Annotated in this window: 12 protein-coding genes; 6 read left to right on the top strand and 6 right to left on the bottom strand. The window is 60.4% G+C overall.

The window, feature by feature from the left end; translation table 11 throughout:
- Window position 1 precedes the first annotated feature (1 nt).
- The 3 genes from ACA056_RS11565 to speB all read right to left on the bottom strand — a co-directional run bounded on the left by ACA056_RS11565 (window position 2) and on the right by speB (window position 4,296).
- The gene (locus ACA056_RS11565; RefSeq protein ID WP_497272831.1) at window positions 2-1,570 is read right to left on the bottom strand and encodes a purine-cytosine permease family protein; all 1,569 of its coding nucleotides are present in this window, start codon (window positions 1,568-1,570) and stop codon (window positions 2-4) included.
- Window positions 1,571-1,755: 185 nt separating this feature from the next.
- Complete coding sequence (locus ACA056_RS11560) at window positions 1,756-3,264, bottom strand: aldehyde dehydrogenase family protein (RefSeq protein WP_497272829.1); 1,509 nt, start codon at window positions 3,262-3,264, stop codon at window positions 1,756-1,758.
- Between the two features lie 27 nt (window positions 3,265-3,291).
- On the bottom strand, window positions 3,292-4,296 hold the full coding sequence (gene speB / locus ACA056_RS11555; protein ID WP_497273524.1) for an agmatinase: 1,005 nt from the start codon (window positions 4,294-4,296) through the stop codon (window positions 3,292-3,294).
- Between the two features lie 151 nt (window positions 4,297-4,447).
- Here speB and ACA056_RS11550 point away from each other — a divergent pair, with 151 nt between their 5' ends.
- Both ACA056_RS11550 and gcsR read left to right on the top strand, forming a co-directional pair.
- Entirely contained in the window at window positions 4,448-5,362 is a 915-nt protein-coding gene (locus tag ACA056_RS11550) for a LysR family transcriptional regulator (RefSeq protein WP_497272827.1), read from the top strand.
- A gap of 57 nt (window positions 5,363-5,419) precedes the next feature.
- Window positions 5,420-6,928, top strand: a complete 1,509-nt coding sequence (gcsR, locus tag ACA056_RS11545) for a transcriptional regulator GcsR (protein WP_497272825.1) — start codon at window positions 5,420-5,422, stop codon at window positions 6,926-6,928.
- 154 nt (window positions 6,929-7,082) lie between these two features.
- Here gcsR and ACA056_RS11540 read toward each other — a convergent pair whose 3' ends face one another.
- A complete protein-coding gene (locus tag ACA056_RS11540; protein WP_403108674.1) occupies window positions 7,083-7,889 on the bottom strand; it encodes an IS3 family transposase in 807 nt (268 codons plus the stop codon).
- A 26-nt stretch (window positions 7,890-7,915) separates the two neighbouring features.
- Complete coding sequence (locus ACA056_RS11535; RefSeq protein ID WP_497266314.1) at window positions 7,916-8,224, bottom strand: transposase; 309 nt, start codon at window positions 8,222-8,224, stop codon at window positions 7,916-7,918.
- Window positions 8,225-8,607: 383 nt separating this feature from the next.
- Here ACA056_RS11535 and gcvH point away from each other — a divergent pair, with 383 nt between their 5' ends.
- The 4 genes from gcvH (at window position 8,608) to lipA (ending at window position 14,426) form a co-directional block, all read left to right on the top strand.
- A complete protein-coding gene (gene gcvH / locus ACA056_RS11530) occupies window positions 8,608-8,985 on the top strand; it encodes a glycine cleavage system protein GcvH (protein WP_497272823.1) in 378 nt (125 codons plus the stop codon).
- Window positions 8,986-8,996: 11 nt separating this feature from the next.
- Complete coding sequence (gene gcvP / locus ACA056_RS11525) at window positions 8,997-11,846, top strand: aminomethyl-transferring glycine dehydrogenase (RefSeq protein ID WP_497272821.1); 2,850 nt, start codon at window positions 8,997-8,999, stop codon at window positions 11,844-11,846.
- A 149-nt stretch (window positions 11,847-11,995) separates the two neighbouring features.
- Window positions 11,996-13,252, top strand: a complete 1,257-nt coding sequence (glyA, locus tag ACA056_RS11520; protein WP_497272819.1) for a serine hydroxymethyltransferase — start codon at window positions 11,996-11,998, stop codon at window positions 13,250-13,252.
- Window positions 13,253-13,409: 157 nt separating this feature from the next.
- The gene (lipA, locus tag ACA056_RS11515) at window positions 13,410-14,426 is read left to right on the top strand and encodes a lipoyl synthase (RefSeq protein WP_497272817.1); all 1,017 of its coding nucleotides are present in this window, start codon (window positions 13,410-13,412) and stop codon (window positions 14,424-14,426) included.
- Here the strand turns inward: lipA and ACA056_RS11510 are convergent.
- Window positions 14,401-14,901 carry a winged helix-turn-helix transcriptional regulator gene (locus ACA056_RS11510; protein WP_497272815.1) on the bottom strand — a complete coding sequence of 167 codons (501 nt, stop codon included), beginning with the start codon at window positions 14,899-14,901 and terminating at the stop codon, window positions 14,401-14,403. The genes lipA and ACA056_RS11510 overlap by 26 nt on opposite strands.
- Between the last annotated feature and the right edge of the window lie 56 nt (window positions 14,902-14,957).

The raw sequence follows: 14,957 nt of genomic DNA, 5'->3' as shown, positions 1-14,957 counted from the left end.
ATTATCTCCGGACCGCCGATTTGTTGAAAACGGGCAACGACGGCTTGGTCAACGTGTCGCCGGTGGTGTATTGCGGGGATGTTTTTTCGATGTGCTGGATGACGATTTCTTCGCGCTTGAGGTCGATCGAGCGGCTGAACCAGTAGTACACCAGCCCCGATACGATCAACCCGACAAGCCAGGCGATGTCGATGCTGCCGAGCGCCTTGGCGAGCGGGCCGACATAGACCTCACGCTGTTCAACACCGTCGTAGATGTAGAAGAACGGGATCATCGAGATGAAGCCGATGGCATACGCCGCAATGCCGCGCAGGCCCCAGCTGCCGTAGATGTTGCCGTGGGGCATGAAGAAATGCGGGATGGCGTAGCGACCCTTGCGGACGAAGAAGTAGTCGGTCAGGTTGACCGAGGTCCAGGGCACCAGGAAGTACAGCATCACCACCAGGTAGATGCTCAACACCGACAGACCTTTGCCCGAACTCTGGATGCTCAGGGCCACGCCCAGTTGCAGCAGGATCACAAAACCAATCGCCAGAATGCGTGCCTTGCGGGTCGGTTCAATGTGCTTGATCGAGTCGACGCAGGTCAGCGTGGTCAACTTGGCGCTGTAGATGTTCATGGCGATGACCGGCAGAAACGCCAGGATTGTGACGACCACCACCACAGTCCCCATCAGTGGCGACACGGTGTTGCCGACTTGCCCAAGAGCCACCAGCACGTCCGTGGAATGCAGGTGATCGGCCAGCCAGCCACCGACAGAGATCATCCATGCGCCGGACAACGAGGCACCCAGGAACACCACCGCGATCAATTTGCCGCTGGAGGTGTTCTTCGGCAGGTAACGCGAATAGTCGGACACATACGGGGCGTAAGCGATGTTGTAACTCGCCGCTGCCGCGAACTGGGCGATGAAACCGGTCCAGTTGAAGCCCAGCGGCGCCGGGGCCACTTCACCGGCCGCAAGTGCCGGCGCAACTGCATCAGGAACCCAGCCCATCAGCACGGCCAACGTCACCAGGCCGTAAAGCGGAAGCGACAGGTACAACGCCCATTTGAAACTGCGGTGCATCCAGTCATGCCCGAGGATCGCCAACACCGCCGCCGGTATCGTCACCGCCACCGCGATCACCGCGGGGTTGAAGCCGAAGAGCGTGTGCAGCCCCTGCATCATCAACACCAGGTTGACGATGTTGAAACCGGCGAACACAAACAGCGTCGCCAGCAGCACCAGGATCACACCGCGATAGCCGAACTGCGCACGCGACTGGATCATCTGCGGCAGGCCAAGGTGTGGACCTTGCGAACCGTGAAACGCCATGAACAGCGTGCCGAACATGATGCCCAGCGTGCCGGCAAGTGTGGTCCAGAGCGCGGTCAGGCCGACGCTCGGGCCGACGAAGCCGATGGTCATGGTAAAGAAGGTGAAGTTGCCGAGGAACCAGAACGGGCCCTGGCTCGACAGTTTGTCGGTGCGCTCGCTCTCCGGGATGAAGTCAATCGAATGGCTTTCGACGACGGGTTTGTCGTCCAGGACGGACACGCTCAGGGCTGACTTGGCGTTAGTGTTCATGATGGTCTCTTATTGTTGGAAGATCATGACGAGATAACTGCATACTTTTGGTGTACACCCCTGTGGGAGCGAGCCTGCTCGCGAAGGCGATGTGTCAGGCGACATTGATGCTGAATGTGCCGGCATCTTCGTCGGAACGCCGCCCGGAGCCGGCTCGCTCCCACAGGGATTGAGTCAGCCTTGACTCAGGGGAGCGTGATCCAGACCGCCTTGGTTTCGAGCAGGTAATCGAGCTGCTCCGCGCCCAGGTCCTTGCCGAACCCGGACTGCTTGTAGCCACCGAACGGCATCGACGGATCGAGGGTGCCGTGGGCGTTGACGTAGACCGAACCCGCTTTCAACCGCGGGATCAGGCTGTGCACCTTTCCAAGGTCATTGGAATACAGTGCAGCCGCCAGGCCGTAAGGCGAGTCATTGGCCAGGGCCAAGGCCTCTTCTTCATCGTCGAACGGTGCGGTGACCAGCACCGGACCAAAGATCTCTTCCTGGACGATGCGCATGTCGTTGCGGCAATGGGCAAAAATGGTCGGTTCGACGAAGAAACCGGGGCCTTCGACAGGCTGGCCGCCGTAGACCAGTTCGGCGCCCTCTTGCTTGCCGGTTTCGATGTAATCGGTCACTCGCTCCTTCTGCAACGCCGAGACCAACGGGCTGATGAAGCAGTCTGGATCCAGGCCCGGTGCGATTTTCAGCGTGCGGGTGTAGGCGATCAGTTCGCGCAGGAATTCGTCGTAGACGCTGCGATGAATGTAGGCCCGCGTACCGGCATCGCACACCTGACCCGAGTTGAAAAACACGCCGTTGGCGATGGCCTGGGCGGCGGCCGGCACGTCGGCATCCGCCAATACGATTACCGGTGATTTTCCTCCGAGTTCGAGGGTTAGTCGCTTCATTTCGTCCAGCGCGGCGCGGCCTACGGTACGGCCGACCGGGGTCGAGCCGGTGAAGGTGAGCTTGTCGATACCGGGGTGCGTGGCCATGGCCGCACCGACCACGCTGCCGCGTCCGGTCACGATATTGATCACCCCGTCCGGGATGCCGGCTTCCTGCACCAGTTCGGCAAAGCGCAAGGCCGACAACGAGGTCAGTTCGGCAGGTTTGACCACCACGGTGCAACCGGTTGCCAGCGCCGCGCCGAGCTTCCAGGCCATGGTTTGCAGCGGGAAGTTCCAGGGCACGATGGCGCCGACCACACCCACCGCTTCCTTACGGGTATAGGCCAGGTAATTGCCCGGCAGCGACGGTTCAACGGTTCGGCCATGCAGCTTGGTCGCCCAACCGGCGAAATAACGCAGCGTATCGACGGTGCCCTGGATATCGACATCCCGCGCGAAGGCAACTGACTTGCCCATGTCGATCGATTCGATTTCCGCCAGCTCAAAGGCGTTGCTTTCAATCAGGTCCGCCAGGCGTTGCATCAGCCGCTCGCGTTCTGCCGGTTTGGCCTGACTCCAGGCGCCACCGTCAAACTGCGCGCGGGCGGCTTGCACGGCGCGGTCCAGATCCTGCGTGGTGCCCATCGGAATCCGCGTGATCAGGCCCTCGGTCGACGGTTCGATAACATCGGATGTCTGCCCGTCGCTGGCCTCGACAAAGGCGCCACCGATGAACATTTTTTGCACCTTGCTGAGGAAGGTCTGGGTGGCTTCGGATACACCAAATTTCTGGAGATACTGCTTAACGATCGTGTCCATTTTCATTCCCTCTGTGCGGCGGTCAGATCACGCCGTGGCCGTGGTGGTTTCGCTCATCGCGTGCCGTGCTTGAGCCCGCTCATGGAAGATGAAACCGATGCTGTTGAGCAGCAGTTGCGCCGCCAGAATCGAGGTCATGCCGGAAGGGTCATAGACCGGTGCAACCTCGACCAGATCCATGCCAACGATGTTGCCCTTGCTGCGTTTAGCCAGGGCCTGGATGATTTCCAGCACTTCGTAATAGAGGAAGCCGCCGTGACTTGGGGTGCCGGTGCCAGGGGCGATGGACGGGTCAAAACCGTCGATGTCGATGGTGATGTAGTAGTTGATGTTCTGCGGGATCAACGCCAGCACACCTTCGACGCCGAGGCGGCGCACATCACGGACAGAAAGGATCTTCGAGCCGGCCGCGTGGGCGGCTTCATAGTCATCGCGATTGGACGACGACACGTTGCGGATGCCCATCTGGGTCATGCCGACGATGTGGTTCATTTCGGACGCGCGGCGCAGCGGGTTGCCATGGCCGTAGCGAACACCGTGGCGCTCGTCGACGAAGTCCAGGTGGGCATCGAAGTGGATGATGTGGATCGGGCCACGACCCTCGAACGCCTTGATCACCGGGGCGTGAACCGAATGATCGCCACCGAGTACAACCGGCATGACACCGGCATCCAGAATCTTGCGTACGGCGTACTCGGTGTTCTCGTTACTGGTGACCATATCGGTGTGCACGATGTCGGCATCACCGACGTCGACCATGCGCACGTCGGCGGCGGTCAGGTACATGACGTCATCTTCGTGGTCATAGGCGCCGGCATGGCCGAAGGAAAACAGGGTCGATGCCTCACGAATGCCGCGTGGTCCGAAGCGTGCGCCGGAACGCCACTGGGTACCCATGTCGTTGGGCACGCCGAGGACCGCCACGTCCGCATCCAATGCATCCCAATCGGTGCACACCGGGGATTTGCCAAAGGTGCAGTGACCCACGAATGGCAGGTTCAGGCGACCGGATTCATAACCGTTGTTCGACATTTCAGGCATCTCCAATTCTTGTTATCAGCTGGCGGACTTGGAAGGCGACCGCCGTTGGAATGACTATGGGCGCAGGTTTTCGTGGAAAAAATGCTAAACATCAGATACTCATATCGGCATTACCGATGCATCCACACGCGGGAGGTTCAAGGTGATCCAGCTGCACGATGTCGATCTGAAACTGCTCAGGGTGTTTGCCACGATTGTCAGGTGCGGCGGTTTCTCTGCCGCGCAGGCGGCGTTGAATGCCGGCCAGTCAACCATCAGCGAACAAATGACTCATCTGGAAACCCGGCTGGGGGTCAAGCTCTGTCAACGCGGGCGCAGCGGCTTTCGCCTGACCGAGCAAGGCGTGGCGATTCATGAAGCCACTCAGCGTCTGCTCTCGGCGGTGGAAAACTTCTGCATGGACGCCGACGTACTCAAACAACACATCAGCGGAAAGCTCAACCTGGGGATTATCGACACCACCATTACCGATCCCGATTCTCCACTGCCGCGCACCACCCAGCGCTTCGTATCCAGAGGGCATGATGTGCACCTGAACGTGTACGTCGGCACCCCCGCAGAACTGGAAGAACGCGTGCTCGACGGCCGACTGCACCTGGCCATCGGGCACTTTCCGATCTACGTTCCGGGCCTGCTGCACTCACCGCTGTATCAGGAAGCACTGGGGTTGTATTGCGGACGGCGGCATCCGCTGTATGGCAGCAAGGCCGAGGGCGATGAACTGCTCGAAGAGATTGCCGCCAGCCGGATTGTCGTCAGGGGCTACATGCAGCAATACGACCTGGAACACCTGGGCGTCAGCAAGGCTGCGGCCACGGTGGACAACATCGAAGCGCTGGCGATTCTGCTGATCTCCGGCGCCTATCTGGGCTTTCTGCCGATGCACTTCGCCGCTCAGTGGGTCAAGACCGGCGAGATGCACCAACTGGCGCCGACGAGCCTGCAACTGATGTCGCCTTTCGATGTAATCACCCGACGCGGCACTGCCCCGCCGCCGATCCTTCAGGCATTCCTTGAAGATCTGGCCGCCTGTTCGCGCACCACCGGCAGCACCTGACAGACACGGCGCGTGCCGGTCATACTCATTCTGTTCGCAACCCTTGCAGGCCACCCTATGCGCATCCACGTTACCTTCATCGACCGCGTCGGCATTACCCAGGAAGTGCTGGCCCTGCTCGGTGGGCGCCGTTTCAATCTGGATGCCGTCGAGATGGTGCCGCCCAACGTTTACATCGATGCCCCGACCCTCGGCGCCGATGTGCTGGAAGAGTTGCGCGACGCCTTTCTTGGCGTCCAGGGCGTGCAAGCGGTGACGATGGTCGACATCCTCCCGGGGCAGCGCCGACGCTTGCAACTCGATGCCTTGCTGGCGGCCAGCACCGACCCGGTGTTGGCGGTGGATGAGCGCGGTCATGTGCTGCTGGCCAACCCGGCGCTGATTTCTCTGTGCGGTCGAGAACCGGCCGGTGAGCCATTGACGGCGCTCTTCGATGATCCCGCCTTGCAACGCACATTGATCGAACACGGCTACCGCCTGCCCATGCACGAGGTCAGCCTCGGTGGCCAGACCCTGCTGCTGGACGCCATGCCGATCACCGATGCCGGCGCCCTGCTGACCCTGTATCAACCGAACCGCATCGGTGAACGCCTCTCGGCGCTGCATCATGACCATGCCGAAGGTTTCGACGCGCTGCTCGGCGAGTCCCCGGCGATTCGTACGCTCAAGGCCCGTGCCCAGCGAGTGGCAACACTCGACGCACCGCTGCTGATTCAGGGCGAAACCGGCACCGGCAAAGAGTTGGTCGCCCGCGCCTGCCACGCGATCAGCGCCCGGCATGACTCGCCCTTCCTGGCCCTGAACTGCGCGGCACTGCCGGAGAGCCTCGCCGAAAGCGAGCTGTTCGGCTACGCCGCGGGCGCGTTCACCGGCGCCCAGCGTGGCGGCAAACTCGGCCTGCTGGAACTGGCCGACCAAGGCACGGTGTTCCTAGACGAAGTCGGCGAAATGTCGCCCTACTTGCAAGCCAAGTTGCTGCGCTTTTTAAGCGATGGTTGCTTCCGCCGGGTCGGTGGTGATCGTGAGGTCAGGGTCAACGTGCGGGTCCTCAGCGCGACCCACCGTGACCTGGAAAAAATGGTCAGCGAAGGCAGCTTTCGCGAGGATCTGTTCTACCGCCTCAATGTGCTCAACCTGCAAGTACCGCCGTTGCGCGAACGCGGTCACGACATCCTGTTGATGGCCAGCCACTTCATGCAGCAGGCGTGCGCGCAGATCCAGCGCCCGGTCTGTCGACTGGCGCCCGGCACCTATCCGGCGCTGCTCGGTAACCGTTGGCCGGGCAATGTGCGGCAACTGCAAAACGTGATCTTCCGCGCCGCCGCTATTTGCGAAAACCCGCTGGTGGACATCGACGACCTCGACATCGCCAGAACCGCCGTGGAGCGACGAAACGACGGTGAGGTTGGCAGCCTGGAGGATGCCGTCGAAGGGTTTGAAAAGAACCTGCTGGAACAGCTCTACAGCAGTTATCCCTCCAGCCGTTTACTCGCCGCACGCTTGCAAACGTCGCACAGTGCGATCGCTATCCGGCTGCGTAAATACGGCATTCCCAACAAACCCTGAAGCCACTGCCACAATGCATTTGCACCAACATCCCCCTGTGGGAGCGAGCCTTGCTCGCGAAAGCGGTCTGTCAGTTGCCATCGATACTAACTGGCAGGACGCTTTCGCGAGCAGGCTGAACTGGTCCAGTAATTTTGGACATTTTTTTCGGTTCTCACGCCGCCAGCTTTTCCGCTGCTACAGGTGAGTGGTAACCGTTGTAACTGTGGCGCCTGACATTGTTGTAGCGCGTCACATAGCGGTTTATATCAACTCGGGCTTCGTGTTCCGAGTTGTAGCCGTCTTCAGGCACCCATTCGGACTTCAAACTTCCAAAAAAACGCTCCATCGGGGCGTTATCCCAGCATTGGCCTTTTCGACTCATGCTTTGCCTAAGCTCGTGCGCCATCAGTTCGTCCCTGAATTTATGGCTGGTGTACTGACATCCCTGGTCAGAATGGAACAGTACGCCTTTGGGTTGCCCTCTCAATTCGACGGCCATTCGCAGTGATTCGCGTGCCAGCGTCGCGTCGGCGACCAGTGAAAACGACCAGCCCACCACTCGTCGCGCAAATAGATCCAGAACGACTGAGAAGTAGAGCCAGCGCTTGCCCAGCTGGATATAGGTGATATCCGCGCACCAAACCTTATTGATATCAGCTACGTAAAACTCACGCTCCAGCTCATGCTCAGCCACCAGCGACTCAACGCCCGATGACTTGTACTTGTGAGGTCTGCGCTGACGGCTAGCGATCCCAGCTTCCTTCATCAAACCGCGGGCCATGTAGCGGCCCACCTGATGGCCGTCACCCCGCAGGTCTTCGGAGAGGGTTCGTGCACCTGCCGAGCCTCTTGATGCCTTGTGGTATTTAATCAAAACAACCTTGAGCGCTTCGCGCTTCGGGTTGGTTTTACCTTGGCGCTGACGCCAGGCGTAATAGCTGCTGCGGTTGACTTCAAACACGCGGCAGCAGTCTGTAATGCCGTACTGCTCGCCCAGCTCACTGATCAGAGGGAATGATCTTTGGAGTCCAAAAGCAGGAGAGCACTGGCCTTTTTTAGGATTTCGATATCCCGGTCTTTCTGCCTCAGCAGGGCTTTGAGTTCCTGGATTTGCTTCTGGTCGGCGGTGATCGCCTTGGTACCCACAAGCGTCGATCCGGCGCGCTCTTTTCGCACCTGATCGACCCAGCGGCGCAAAGCTGTTGGGCCGATATCCAAGCTGGCACAGATCTCGGGAATCGGCTGATCCTCATCGAGCACCATGCTTGCAGCTTTGAGTTTGAACTCACTGGAATAGGATTTTCGCATCATCATGCACACCTCAGATTTGGGCGCCATCATAGCGCCCTATTGATGTGTCCAAATTCATTAGGCCAGATCAGGCTCGCTCCCACAGGGGTGGTGTGTTGACCTGCTATGTATGCAAATCAATACAGCGTATTGAATTCAAGACAAAACCTTCGCGACGTGTCTGGCCCGGGTTTCGCTCCCTCCTCCCTGAGTGCTTGTATTGATTTCAATACGGTCGTGCTCTATCCATTCGCATAAAAAATCGACAACCAATTGATTTAAAACAAATAAATAACATTGGCACCGCCCTTGCTATCAACCCTCAAGCCACGCTCGTTGCCCGGCACGAGCCTGCCCATCGCCATCCGCCACCAGCAGTGGATGAGTCTGAACAATGAGGAGTTGATATGAGCGAATTGCGTTTTACCGTCGATCACGAATGGCTGCGTCTTGAGAGCGATGGCCTGATCACTGTGGGGATCACCGCTTATGCCCAGCAAGCGCTGGGTGACGTGGTCTTCGTTCAGGTGCCTGAATTGCGCACCTTCGGTGCAGGTGATGAGGTGGCGGTGCTGGAGTCGGTGAAAGCCGCCAGCAGCGTGTACATGCCATTGGACGGTGAAGTGGTCGAGGTGAATTCAACACTCGAAAACTCCCCCGAATTGATCAACGAAGACGCGCTGGGTGAAGGCTGGTTCTTTCGTATGCGCCCGAGCGACTCCACCGCGATGGACAGTCTGCTCGACCAGGCCGCTTACGAGCGCCTGACCCACGACGACGCTTGAGGATTTTGCGTATGACCACCCTGCTCGACACCCGCAACGAATTCATCGCCCGCCACATCGGCCCGCGTGCCTTTGATGAGCAAGCCATGCTCAATAGCCTCGGCTTCGACTCGCTGGAAGCCCTGAGCGCCAGCGTCATCCCCGACAGCATCAAGGGCACCAGCGTCCTCGGCCTCGAAGACGGCCTGAGCGAAGCCGATGCCCTGGCCTTGATCAAATCCATCGCCGGCAAAAACCAGCTGTTCAAGACCTACATCGGCCAGGGCTACTACGGCACGCACACGCCGTCGCCGATCCTGCGCAACCTGCTGGAAAACCCGGCCTGGTACACCGCGTACACCCCGTACCAACCGGAAATTTCCCAGGGCCGCCTCGAAGCGCTGCTGAATTTCCAGACCCTGATCAGCGACCTCACCGGCCTGCCGATCGCCAACGCCTCGCTGCTCGATGAAGCCACCGCCGCCGCCGAAGCCATGACCTTCTGCAAACGCCTGAGCAAGAACAAGGGCAGCCACGCGTTCTTCGCCTCGGTACATTGCCACCCGCAAACCCTCGATGTACTGCGCACCCGTGCCGAGCCGCTGGGCATCGACGTGGTGGTTGGCGACGAACTTGAACTGACTGACGTGACGCCGTTCTTTGGCGCCCTGCTGCAATACCCGGCGAGCAACGGTGATGTGTTCGACTACCGCGAACTGACCGAACGCTTCCACGCCGCCAACGCCTTGGTGGCCGTCGCCGCCGACCTGCTGGCCCTGACCGTGCTGACCCCGCCAGGCGAATTCGGCGCCGACGTGGCCATCGGCAGCGCGCAACGCTTTGGCGTACCGCTGGGCTTCGGTGGCCCGCACGCGGCCTATTTCTCCACCAAAGATGCGTTCAAGCGCGACATGCCGGGCCGTCTGGTCGGTGTCTCCGTCGACCGTTTCGGCAAGCCGGCGCTGCGCCTGGCGATGCAGACCCGCGAGCAACATATCCGCCGCGAGAAAGCCACCAGCAACATCTGCACCGCGCAAGTGCTGCTGGCCAACATCGCCAGCATGTACGCCGTGTATCACGGTCCGAAAGGCCTGACGCAGATCGCCAACCGCGTGCATCACCTGACCGCCATTCTGGCCAATGGCTTGAGCGCAATCGGTCTGACTGTCGAGCAAGAAAGCTTCTTCGATACGCTGACGATCAAGACCGGCGCGCACACTGCCGCATTGCACGAAAAAGCACGTACAAAACAAATCAATCTGCGTGTGGTCGATGCTGAACGTCTGGGCCTGTCCCTCGACGAAACCACCTCGCAAGCCGACGTGGAAACCCTGTGGGCCCTGCTGGCCGACGGCAAGACTCTGCCGGACTTCGCCGCCCTCGCCGCCTCCGTGGTTAGCACCATCCCGGCCGCGCTGGTTCGCCAGTCGCCAATCCTCAGCCACCCGGTGTTCAACCGTTACCACTCGGAAACCGAGCTGATGCGCTACCTGCGCAAGCTCGCCGACAAGGACCTGGCGCTGGACCGCACCATGATCCCGCTGGGCTCCTGCACCATGAAACTCAACGCTGCCAGCGAAATGATCCCGGTGACCTGGGCCGAATTCGGTGCCCTGCACCCGTTCGCTCCGGCCGCGCAAAGCGCCGGCTATCAGCAGCTGACCGATGAACTGGAAGCGATGCTCTGCGCCGCCACCGGTTACGACGCGATCTCGCTGCAACCGAACGCCGGTTCCCAGGGTGAATACGCCGGCCTGCTGGCCATCCGTGCCTACCACCAGAGCCGTGGCGAAGACCGTCGCGACATCTGCCTGATCCCGTCCTCCGCCCACGGCACCAACCCGGCCACCGCCAACATGGCCGGCATGCGTGTGGTGGTCACTGCGTGTGATGCACGCGGCAACGTCGACATCGAAGACCTGCGCGCCAAGGCCATCGAGCACCGCGAACACCTCGCCGCGCTGATGATCACCTACCCGTCGACCCACGGCGTGTTCGAAGAAGGCATCCGCGAAATCTGCGGCATCATTCATGACCACGGCGGCCAGGTGTATATCGACGGCGCCAACATGAACGCGATGGTCGGCCTCTGCGCCCCAGGCAAGTTCGGCGGCGACGTGTCGCACCTGAACCTGCACAAAACCTTCTGCATTCCCCACGGCGGTGGCGGCCCGGGCGTTGGCCCGATTGGCGTCAAGTCGCACTTGACCCCGTTCCTGCCGGGCCACGCCCAGATGGAACGCAAGGAAGGCGCGGTCTGCGCGGCACCGTTCGGCAGCGCGAGCATTTTGCCGATCACCTGGATGTACATTCGGATGATGGGCGGCGCGGGTCTGAAGCGCGCTTCGCAGCTGGCGATCCTGAATGCCAACTACATTTCCCGGCGCCTCGAAGAGCATTACCCGGTGCTGTACACCGGCAGCAACGGCCTGGTGGCACACGAATGCATCCTCGATTTGCGTCCGCTGAAAGACAGCAGCGGCATCAGCGTCGATGACGTCGCCAAGCGCCTGATCGACTTCGGCTTCCACGCCCCGACCATGTCGTTCCCGGTCGCCGGCACGCTGATGATCGAGCCGACCGAAAGCGAATCCAAGGAAGAACTGGACCGCTTCTGCGACGCCATGATCCGCATCCGCGAAGAAATCCGTGCAGTGGAAAACGGCACGCTGGACAAGGAAGACAACCCGCTGAAAAACGCCCCGCACACCGCGGCGGAAATCGTCGGCGAGTGGACGCATCCGTACAGCCGTGAGCAAGCGGTTTACCCACTTGAAACCTTGATCGACGCCAAATACTGGCCGCCCGTCGGTCGCGTCGACAACGTGTTTGGCGACCGCAACCTGATCTGCGCCTGCCCGTCGATTGCCGACTACGCCTGAGAACAACGCATAACCCCTGTGGGAGCGAGCTTGCTCGCGATAGCGGACTGACATCCACCATAAATGTCGACTGAAAGACCGCTATCGCGAGCAAGCTCGCTCCCACAGGGGTACATCAGCCAATCCTGAGAACAACAGAGGACTCCACCATGTTCAGCAAGCACGACCAGATCAAAGGCTACGACGACGAACTGCTGGCAGCGATGAACGCCGAAGACGCACGTCAAGAGCACCACATCGAGCTGATCGCTTCGGAAAACTACACCAGCCAACGGGTGATGGAAGCGCAAGGCAGCGGCCTGACCAACAAGTACGCCGAAGGCTATCCGGGCAAGCGCTATTACGGCGGTTGCGAACACGTCGACGTGGTCGAACAATTGGCCATCGACCGCGCCAAACAGCTGTTCGGCGCCGACTACGCCAACGTCCAGCCGCACTCCGGCAGCCAGGCGAACGCAGCGGTCTATCTGGCGTTGCTGCAAGCCGGCGACACCGTATTGGGCATGAGCCTGGCCCACGGCGGTCACCTGACCCACGGCGCCAAAGTCAGTTTTTCCGGCAAGTTGTATAACGCCGTTCAGTACGGCATTAACACCGCTACCGGGCTGATCGATTACGACGAAGTCGAACGCCTGACCGTCGAGCACCAGCCGAAAATGATCATCGCCGGCTTCTCCGCTTACTCGAAGACCCTGGACTTCCCACGCTTCCGGGCGATTGCCGACAAGGTCGGCGCTTATTTGTTTGTCGACATGGCCCACGTTGCCGGGCTGGTGGCGACCGGTCTGTACCCGAACCCGATTCCCTTTGCCGATGTCGTCACCACCACAACCCACAAAACCCTGCGCGGCCCGCGTGGCGGCCTGATCCTAGCCAAGGCCAATCCGGAACTGGAGAAAAAACTCAACGCTGCGGTGTTCCCCGGCGGCCAGGGAGGCCCGTTGATGCATGTCATCGCGGCCAAGGCCGTGTGCTTCAAAGAAGCGCTGGAGCCGGCCTTCAAGTCCTATCAGGCGCAAGTAATCCGCAACGCCCAGGCGATGGCAAAAGTCTTTATTGATCGAGGCTACGACGTCGTGTCGGGCGGTACCGACAACCACCTGTTCCTGGTCAGCCTGATTCGTCAGGGCCTGACCGGCAAAGACGCCGACGCCGCCCTCGGTCGTGCCGGCATCACCGTGAACAAGAACGCCGTACCGAACGACCCGCAATCGCCGTTCGTGACCTCTGGCCTGCGCATCGGCACGCCGGCGATCACCAGCCGTGGTTTCAAGGAAGCCCAGAGCATCGAGCTGGCGGGCTGGATCTGCGACATTCTCGATCACCTCGGCGATGCCGATGTCGAGGCCCACGTCGCCAGACAGGCTGCTGCGATGTGCAGCGATTTCCCTGTCTACCGCGACTGATTACACAGCACTGTCCCTGTGGGAGCGAGCTTGCTCGCGATGGCGATTGATCATTCAACATTGATGTCGACTGACACTCCGCTATCGCGAGCAAGCTCGCTCCCACAGGTTCCGCTGCCGAACTCGCCTCCCCCACTCGAACAGAAGAACACTACACATGAGCGAAGTTGTGGAATCGACCGGCAAAAGCCCGGTAAAAATGCAAGTCGGAGTCAAACTGCGCGGTGCAGAAAAAGTCGCGCGAATTCCGGTGAAGATCATCCCGACCGATGAGTTCCCACGCAAACCCGACTGGATTCGCGTACGCATTCCGATCTCCCCCGAGGTCGACCGGATCAAACAGCTGCTGCGCAAACACAAGCTGCACAGCGTCTGTGAAGAAGCCTCCTGCCCGAACCTCGGCGAGTGTTTTTCCGGTGGCACGGCGACCTTCATGATCATGGGTGACATCTGTACCCGCCGTTGCCCGTTCTGCGATGTCGGCCACGGCCGTCCCAAACCGCTGGATGCCGACGAGCCGATGAACCTCGCCATAGCCATCGCCGACCTGCGCCTCAAGTACGTGGTGATCACCTCGGTGGACCGCGACGACTTGCGCGACGGCGGCGCCCAGCATTTTGTCGATTGCCTGCGCGAAATCCGCAAGCTGTCGCCGGGCGTGCAGCTGGAAACTTTGGTGCCGGATTACCGTGGCCGGATGGACGTCGCCCTGGCGATCACCGCCACTGAACCACCCGATGTGTTCAACCACAATCTGGAGACCGTCCCGCGCCTGTACAAAGCCGCGCGGCCGGGTTCGGATTTCGATTGGTCACTGGACCTGCTGCAGAAATTCAAGCAATTGGTCCCAGCTGTACCGACCAAGTCTGGCCTGATGCTGGGACTTGGCGAGACCGACGAGGAAGTCATCGAGGTCATGCAGCGCATGCGTGAGCACGATGTCGACATGCTCACCCTCGGCCAATACCTGCAACCGTCTCGCAGCCACTTGCCGGTCCAGCGTTTCGTGCACCCGGACGTGTTCGCCTGGTTCGCCGAACAAGGTACGCGGATGGGCTTCAAGAATGTTGCCTCCGGTCCGCTGGTGCGCTCGTCCTACCATGCGGACCAACAAGTTCAGGGAGCAACGAACACAGTGGATTCCCTCCTTACTGCTGGATTCGCCCCCCTTTGAATGCCTCACGCCGTGCGTTTCGTTCTTCGATGTAGGCGGCGCTCGGCTCGCTGATCAGCTCTTCACGGCGCAAGAGTTCGCCGCAATGTTCGCAAAGCGGCCCTAGCCCTGCGGGCTGGCCACAGGTTTTGTGGGTATAAACGACTGCCAACTCCTCCTCCGGCGACTTGCACCAGGTTTCTCCCCACGCGCGCAGTGCAAGCACCACAGAATAGAAGGCCTGCCCTTTCGGAGTGAGGTGATATTCGTAGCGTGGCGGCCGCTCGTTGTAAGGACGGCGTGCGACGAGTCCATCAGCCTCCATGTTTTTCAGGCGCGCCGCGATCATTTGCGGGGTTCCCCCGGTCTGCGCCTGAATCTCGTCGAATCGATGGCTCCCCATGAACAACTCACGCAGGACCAGTACGGTCCAGCGATCGCCGACTATTGCCTCAGCCCGTGAAATCGGGCACAGCGTTTGAGTGTTTACCGACATAAGGACTTGCCTCTTTCACAGTTGCTATGATTATCATATCTACAGCGTGCCAAGGC

Source organism: Pseudomonas sp. LBUM1666 (assembly GCF_059695775.1).
This window is presented reverse-complemented; position numbering and strand designations above follow the sequence as displayed.

Excerpts from the sequence above, each read along its gene's own strand:
- ACA056_RS11565 (WP_497272831.1), bottom strand. The coding sequence starts at position 1,570 with ATGAACACTAACGCCAAGTCAGCCCTGAGCGTGTCCGTCCTGGACGAC.
- ACA056_RS11560 (WP_497272829.1), bottom strand. The coding sequence starts at position 3,264 with ATGGACACGATCGTTAAGCAGTATCTCCAGAAATTTGGTGTATCCGAA.
- speB (WP_497273524.1), bottom strand. The coding sequence starts at position 4,296 with ATGTCGAACAACGGTTATGAATCCGGTCGCCTGAACCTGCCATTCGTG.
- gcsR (WP_497272825.1), top strand. The coding sequence starts at position 5,420 with ATGCGCATCCACGTTACCTTCATCGACCGCGTCGGCATTACCCAGGAA.
- ACA056_RS11535 (WP_497266314.1), bottom strand. The coding sequence starts at position 8,224 with ATGATGATGCGAAAATCCTATTCCAGTGAGTTCAAACTCAAAGCTGCA.
- gcvH (WP_497272823.1), top strand. The coding sequence starts at position 8,608 with ATGAGCGAATTGCGTTTTACCGTCGATCACGAATGGCTGCGTCTTGAG.
- gcvP (WP_497272821.1), top strand. The coding sequence starts at position 8,997 with ATGACCACCCTGCTCGACACCCGCAACGAATTCATCGCCCGCCACATC.
- glyA (WP_497272819.1), top strand. The coding sequence starts at position 11,996 with ATGTTCAGCAAGCACGACCAGATCAAAGGCTACGACGACGAACTGCTG.
- lipA (WP_497272817.1), top strand. The coding sequence starts at position 13,410 with ATGAGCGAAGTTGTGGAATCGACCGGCAAAAGCCCGGTAAAAATGCAA.
- ACA056_RS11510 (WP_497272815.1), bottom strand. The coding sequence starts at position 14,901 with ATGTCGGTAAACACTCAAACGCTGTGCCCGATTTCACGGGCTGAGGCA.